Raw genomic sequence first — 6,065 nt, forward strand, 5'->3', positions numbered from 1 at the left:
TAGCTGGGGTCGGTGGGGGTGCGGGTCACGGGGGGTGTGTGGGGCGTCGCCCACCACCCCCCCCGCCCCGCCCCCCGCGCCCCCCCCCCCCGCCCCCCCCCCCCCCCCCCCCCCCCCCCCGCGCGCTCGGCCCGCCGGACGGGGTCGGTCAGCAGGGCGTCCAGCGCCGCCGCGAGCGCCGCCGCGTCGCCGACGCCGACGAGGTCGGCGGCGTCCGCGGTCACCTCCCGGGTCCCGCCGGCGTCGGTGGCCACCACCGCCACCCCCGCCGCCAGCGCCTCCTGGACGAAGACCGGCTGCCCCTCCCAGGTGCTCGCGCTCACCGCCACGTCGGCGGCGGCGAGCAGGTCCGCGACGTCCTCGCGCCGGCCCAGGAAGCGCACCGGCAGCTCCTCGGCGCGGGCGCGCTCCACCAGCTGCTCGCGCAGCGGCCCGTCACCCACCACGACCACCCGCCCGCCGCTGCGCAGCCGCGCGGCCGCCTCCAGCAGCGTCGGCAGCCCCTTCTGCGCCGCCAGGCGCGCCACCGCCAGCGCGACGGGCCCCTCCCCCAGCGCGGCGCGGCCGGCCGCCGCGTCCCCGGGGGGCAGCACCGGGGCGGGCACCAGGGCCCGCTCGGCGTCGCGGGCACCGCACCGGCGCGCCTGGGCCAGCAGGTCGCCGCTGACGGCCAGCACCACCTGCGCGCGGCGGCAGACGACGGCGAGCACCGCCCGGCCCAGCCGGGCCCGCGCGCCGGCGCCGAGGACGGCGTTGTGCAGCGTCACCACCAGCGGGGTGCGCCGGGGCAGGGCGAGCGCGGCGACGAACCCCGCCCGCACGCCGTGCGCGTGCACCACGGCCGCGGCCAGCCCGGGCGCCGCCAGGGCCGCGCGCAGCGCCCGTGCGGCGCGCAGGTCGCGCAGCGGGTCGATCGAGGGGCCGATCTCCACGGCCGTCGTGGGGACCTCGAACGCGAAGCGGCGCGAGGTCTCGGCGGGCGCGGCCACCCGCACGTCCACGCCGCGGCGCCGCAGGCCGGTGCACAGCTGCTGCACGTGCCGGCCGACACCCCCGGCGCTGCTGCCGAGGACGAGCACGACGGGCAGCGCGGGGGCGCCGCCGGGGGTCGCCGGGGTGCTGGGGGTGGGGGTGGGCACGGGCGTCTCCTCCTGCGCTCAGCGCTCAGCGCTCAGCGCTCGACGGCTCGACGGGCGCGGACGGCCAGGCCGCGCAGCTCGGCGGGGGCGGCGAGGCGGGCCACGCCCCACCAGACGGCACCGGCGATGAGGGCCACCACGACCCCCACCGCCACCTCGGCGAGGACCCCGTCGGGACGCCAGCGCAGCCCGAGCAGCCCACCGGCCGCCCCGCCCGCCGCAGCGGCCAGCACGGCGGCGACGGCCACCCGCGCCAGGCCCGCCAGGGCCGCCGGGCCCGCCTGCCGGTGCACCGCCCGCAGCAGCAGCAGACCCGCCAGGCTCAGCCCCGCCGTGTGCGCCGCGGCGAGGGCGCTGACCACGCGGTCGCCGGGCAGCAGCAGCGGCAGGACGACCACGCCGAGCAGGACCAGCGCCCAGCCCGCGACGGTGCCGGTGGCCGCCGGCCGGCCCGCACCGAGGCTGTAGAGGGCGCGGGTGAGCAGGGCGACGAGCCCGTGGCCGAGCAGGCCGGGCGCGAAGACCACGAGCGCGAGCGCCAGGTCGCCGGTGCGCCCCGAGCCGACCCGGCTGGTGACGAAGACGACCGCGACCGGCACCGCGACCGCGACCAGCACCGCCGCGCCCAGCGAGCTGACGAGCAGCACCGTGCGCACCGAGGGCGCCAGCAGGCGGGCGAACTCCTCGCGCGGGCCGTCCGCGGCCCGCGCGAGGCGGGGGAAGACGGCCGTGGCCACGGGCACGGCGAGGACGGCGTAGGGCAGCAGGAACATCGCCCACGCGTAGCTCCAGCGGTTGACCGCCCCGGCGGCGCCGTCGTTGGAGGCAAGGGTCACCGCGACGGTGACGACCTGCTGGGCCAGCAGCACCGCCAGCCCGGACAGGGCCAGCGAGCGCAGCCGGGCCCCGTCCCCGGGGGCCGGGCGCCACGTCGGCCGCCAGCGCACCGCCGAGCGCAGCGCCGGCGCGTGGGTGAGCGCGAGCACCACGACCCCCAGGGTGGTGCCGCCGGCCAGGACGGCGACCGCCCGGTCCGGCACGTCCTCCAGGCCGCCGCGGACCACCGCCGCGGGGGCCAGCGCCCCGACGAGCAGGTAGCTGGCCCCCACCACGAGGCTGGAGACCAGCGGTGCGGCGGCGGGGGCGGTGAAGCGCTGCTGCGCCTGCAGCGCACCGGCGAGGACGACGGCCACCGCGTACAGCGGCACCTGCGGCAGGAAGGCCCACAACATGAGGGTGCCGGTGGTCAGCAGCTGCGGACCGCAGTCGGCGGTGGCCTCCCCGCTCAGCAGCAGCCGCATGACGGGCCGGGCCAGCAGGGCGGTCAGCGCGGCGACCACCACGAGGGCCAGCACGCTCCAGGTGAGCGCCGCGGAGGCCGTGCGCGAGGCCGCTGCGCGCTCGGCGGGGTCCGCCGAGGACAGGCGGGTGGCCAGCAGCGGGACGAGGACCCCGGCCAGCGCACCGCCGGCCACGACCTCGAAGAGCACGTTGGGCACCTGGTTGGCCGTCTGGTACGCCGTGCCCAGGCAGGTGTCGCCGACCGTCTGGCTGAAGGCGAAGAGGCGGCCGAAGCCGGCGATGCGGGCCGCGACGGTGAGCAGCGCCACGGAGGCGGCGGCGGCCGCCACCGACCGCGCGCGCATCAGCGCCGGCTCACGGGCGGCCCAGGCGGTCGAGCTCGCGCAGCAGCGGGACGGCCTCGATGACGCGGCTGAAGCTGATCCGCTCGGAGGCCAGCGTCAGCGCCAGCACGACGGCCAGCGCCGCGCCGCGGCCGGTGCGCTCCCAGCGGGCCAGCGCGCAGACGCCCAGCAGCGCGCCCAGCGCGTTCGCCCCCGTGTCGCCGAGCATGCTGCGCCCGGCGAGGTCGGCGGGCAGCACGGCCGCGCACGCACCGGCCACGCCCGCCGCCGGCGGGCGCGCCGCGGCGGCGCCGCGGCTGCCGGGGGCGCCGACGGCCAGGGAGGCGGCGGCGACCAGGGCGACCTTGGCCGCGCGCCCCGGCCGCAGGTCGAAGAGGTTGAGCAGGTTGGCGCCGCCGGCGACGAGCGCGGCCGCGACGGCGAGGTCGGCGGCCGCGAGCACGGCCCGCGGGGCGCGGCCCAGCACCCGCCCGGGCGCCGCCGCGGGCGGCCCGGCCAGCAGCGCGGCCACCGCGCCCGTCGCACCGATGCCGACGACCTTCCAGGCGCCGGTGGTCATCCGGCCCCGGCGGGCGGCCGCCAGGTGGCCGCGCAGGCCGCGCGCCCCGCCGGCCCGGTCGCCGGGGGCCTCCCCGAGGTCGTCGAGGGCGCCGAAGGCCCCCGCCCCGACGCAGGCCACGGCCGCCGCGGCGTTCCAGGGCGCCGCCGCCGCGGCGGCACCCGCCAGGGCCGCCACCGCGGCGGTGGGTCCCTCGAGCAGGGTGACCGTGCGCCCGCGGTGGTTGAGCCGCTCCCAGCGCGCCGCTCCCCCGGGAGGGTGCGCGGCCAGGGCCGTCGCCGTGCGCCGCGCCAGGGCGGCGGCGGCCCCGGCCGCCACGAGCGCGCGGACCGCGCCGCCGCTCACGGGGCGGCCGCCGGCAACGGCGGGTTCAGCGCGGTGGCCGACCCGGCGGTGCCGTAGTGGCCGACCTCGCCGGACAGCTGCTGGCGCAGGGCCAGGACGGCGTTGACGCGGCCGGCGGAGGCGTCGAGGTCGTCGACGGTGCTCACGTCCGCGGCGGCGTCGGCGTCGGCGCGCAGGGCGGCCACCGGGCCGCCGTCGGCGGCCGACTCCGGGGGCCCCGCGAGGACGGCACCCGCGCCGGTGGCGTCCAGCTGCGCGGCGATCGCGACCCACGCGGCGTCGGACCCCTCGGTCTGCGCGTCGGTGGCGTCGGCGTCGGGAGCACCCCCGACGACCAGCGCGAGCGTCGCCCGCTGACCGCTCAGGCCGTCGGTGCCGCCCTCGACCTCGACGAGCCCGGCGTCCGCGAGGGCGGTCAGCACCGCGACGGCGCCGGGGTCGGGCTGGTCGGCCTGCGCCAGGTCGTCGGCCACCAGGCCCCGCGCCAGCTCGGCGGCGAGCACGACCTCGGTGCCCGCGTCGGCGGCCGGGGCGCTCGCCAGGTCCCCGGACAGCCGGCCGGCCACCTGCTCGCGGGTCGAGGCCTGCGCGGAGTCGGTCCAGGCGTCCTGCACGGTCACTTGGACAGGGACGCTGGCCCCGGCCTGCTGCAGGACGTCCACCGCGGCGTCCACCTGGCTGGAGTCGGCGCCGGGCAGCTCCACGAGGGCGATCGCCCGGCCGCCGAGCTGGCGCGCGACGAGCGCGGGGGTGACGGCCTCCGCCCAGGAGTCCTGCGCGTCGGCGGTGGCCAGCGCCTGGTCGCGCTCGGCGCGCAGCTGGTTCTTCTCCTGGGTCAGCTGGCGCACCTGGTCGGTGATGCCGGTGGAGATGCCCTCGTTGAGCGGGCCCGCGCCCAGGACGATGCCGACGGCGAGCGCGAGGAACACCGACACCAGCGAGACGACGTGGTACCGGAAGTCGATCACTGCTCATCCTGTCGGTCGGTGCTGGTGCGCTGGTGCGGGCTCCCCGGTCGGCGCCTCACGGCCCGCCCCCCGGCAGCAGGCCGACGAGGAAGGCCCACGCGTCCTCCAGGCGGGCACCGGTGACCGCGAGGATCGCCTGCCCCGTCGGCGTCACCAGCAGCGCGGCCACCAGGGCGAGGACGCCGGACAGGACGAGGACGAGCACCTGCCCGTCGGAGACCCGGGAGCGGTACAGCCGCGAGACGCCCTTGGCGTCGACGAGCTTGCCGCCCACCCGCAGCCGGGTCAGGAAGGTGCTGGCCATGCCCGAGCGGCCCTTGTCGAGGAACTCCACGAGGGTGACGTGCGTGCCGACGGCCGCGATGAGGGTGGCGCCCTTGTCGTCGGCGAGCAGCATCGCGACGTCCTCGCTGGTGCCCGTCGCGGGGAAGACCACCGCGTCGATGCCCAGCGCCCGCACGCGCTCCAGACCGGGTGCGCGCCCGTCGCGGTAGGCGTGCACCACGATCTCGGCGCCGCAGCGCAGCGCGGCGTCGGAGACGGAGTCCATGTCGCCGACGATCATGTCGGGCTTCCAGCCGGCCTCGAGGATGGCGTCCGCGCCGCCGTCGACGCCGATGAGGACCGGCTTGTACTCGCGCACGTACGGGCGCAGCGTGACCAGGTCCTCCTTGTAGTGGTAGCCGCGCACCACGACGAGCGCGTGCCGGCCGTCGAGGTCGGTGCGGACGTCGGGCACGCCGACGCCGTCGAGCAGCAGCTCGCGCTCGCGGCGCAGGTACTCCATCGTGTTGGCGGCGAACGCCTCCAGCTGCAGGGACAGCCCCGCACGGGCCGTCTCCATGTCCGCGGCGACGACCTCGGCGTTCAGCCGGCGCCCGCGGGCGACCACGCGCTCGCCGACGTGCAGGACGTCGTCGACCAGCCGGGCGCTCGCCCCCTCCGACAGCTGGCTCATCACCTCCTCCCCGACGTCGTCGAGGACGGGGATGCCCGCGTCGACGAGGATGCCGGGGCCGAGGTTGGGGTAGCGGCCCGAGGTGCTGCGCGCGGCGTTGACGACGGCGGCGGGCGCGCAGGCGACCAGCGCCTCCGCGGAGACGCGGTCGAGGTCGAGGTGGTCGATGACGGCGATGTCACCGGGCTTGAGGCGCTTGGTCAGCCGCTTGGTGCGCCTGTCCACGCGGACGGTGCCCGAGACCGCCTCGAGCGTGTCGGCGCTCCCGCCGGCGCCCTCGCCGTGGGCGCCGTCGCCGCGCGTTCGCCGACGCCAGATCACTGCTGCACTCCCCCACCCGCCGCGGCCTCAGCCGCCCGTCGTCCCGGTGGCCGGGGACGATCGTCGCACGCGCGCGCCGGGGCTCCGCGGCGGCCGCGCCGACCGGCCGCGAGCGGGCGCCGGTGCGCG

Annotated in this window: 5 protein-coding genes; all 5 read right to left on the reverse strand. The window is 79.5% G+C overall.

Annotation, left to right across the window (positions count from 1 at the left end; all coding sequences use genetic code 11):
* Window positions 1-1,139 (reverse strand): glycosyltransferase (locus tag ACRYM2_RS22580; protein WP_432524912.1); only part of this gene is annotated, 1,139 nt, incomplete at its 3' end.
* Between the two features lie 32 nt (window positions 1,140-1,171).
* On the reverse strand, window positions 1,172-2,785 hold the full coding sequence (murJ, locus tag ACRYM2_RS22585; protein WP_432524913.1) for a murein biosynthesis integral membrane protein MurJ: 1,614 nt from the start codon (window positions 2,783-2,785) through the stop codon (window positions 1,172-1,174).
* Window positions 2,786-2,795: 10 nt separating this feature from the next.
* Window positions 2,796-3,689: a hypothetical protein gene (locus tag ACRYM2_RS22590; protein ID WP_432524914.1), complete on the reverse strand. Its 894-nt coding sequence runs from the start codon at window positions 3,687-3,689 to the stop codon at window positions 2,796-2,798.
* Window positions 3,686-4,657, reverse strand: a complete 972-nt coding sequence (locus ACRYM2_RS22595) for a copper transporter (RefSeq protein WP_432524915.1) — start codon at window positions 4,655-4,657, stop codon at window positions 3,686-3,688. Before ACRYM2_RS22595 ends, ACRYM2_RS22590 begins: the two co-directional genes overlap by 4 nt.
* 55 nt (window positions 4,658-4,712) lie before the next feature.
* Window positions 4,713-5,936, reverse strand: coding sequence for a putative cytokinetic ring protein SteA (gene steA, locus ACRYM2_RS22600; protein WP_432524916.1), 1,224 nt, complete (start codon window positions 5,934-5,936; stop codon window positions 4,713-4,715).
* Window positions 5,937-6,065 lie beyond the last annotated feature (129 nt).

Origin of the sequence: Kineococcus aridisoli (genome assembly GCF_050871885.1) — a bacterium.
GTDB lineage: Bacteria > Actinomycetota > Actinomycetes > Actinomycetales > Kineococcaceae > Kineococcus.

Excerpts from the sequence above, each read along its gene's own strand:
- murJ (WP_432524913.1), bottom strand. The coding sequence starts at position 2,785 with ATGCGCGCGCGGTCGGTGGCGGCCGCCGCCGCCTCCGTGGCGCTGCTC.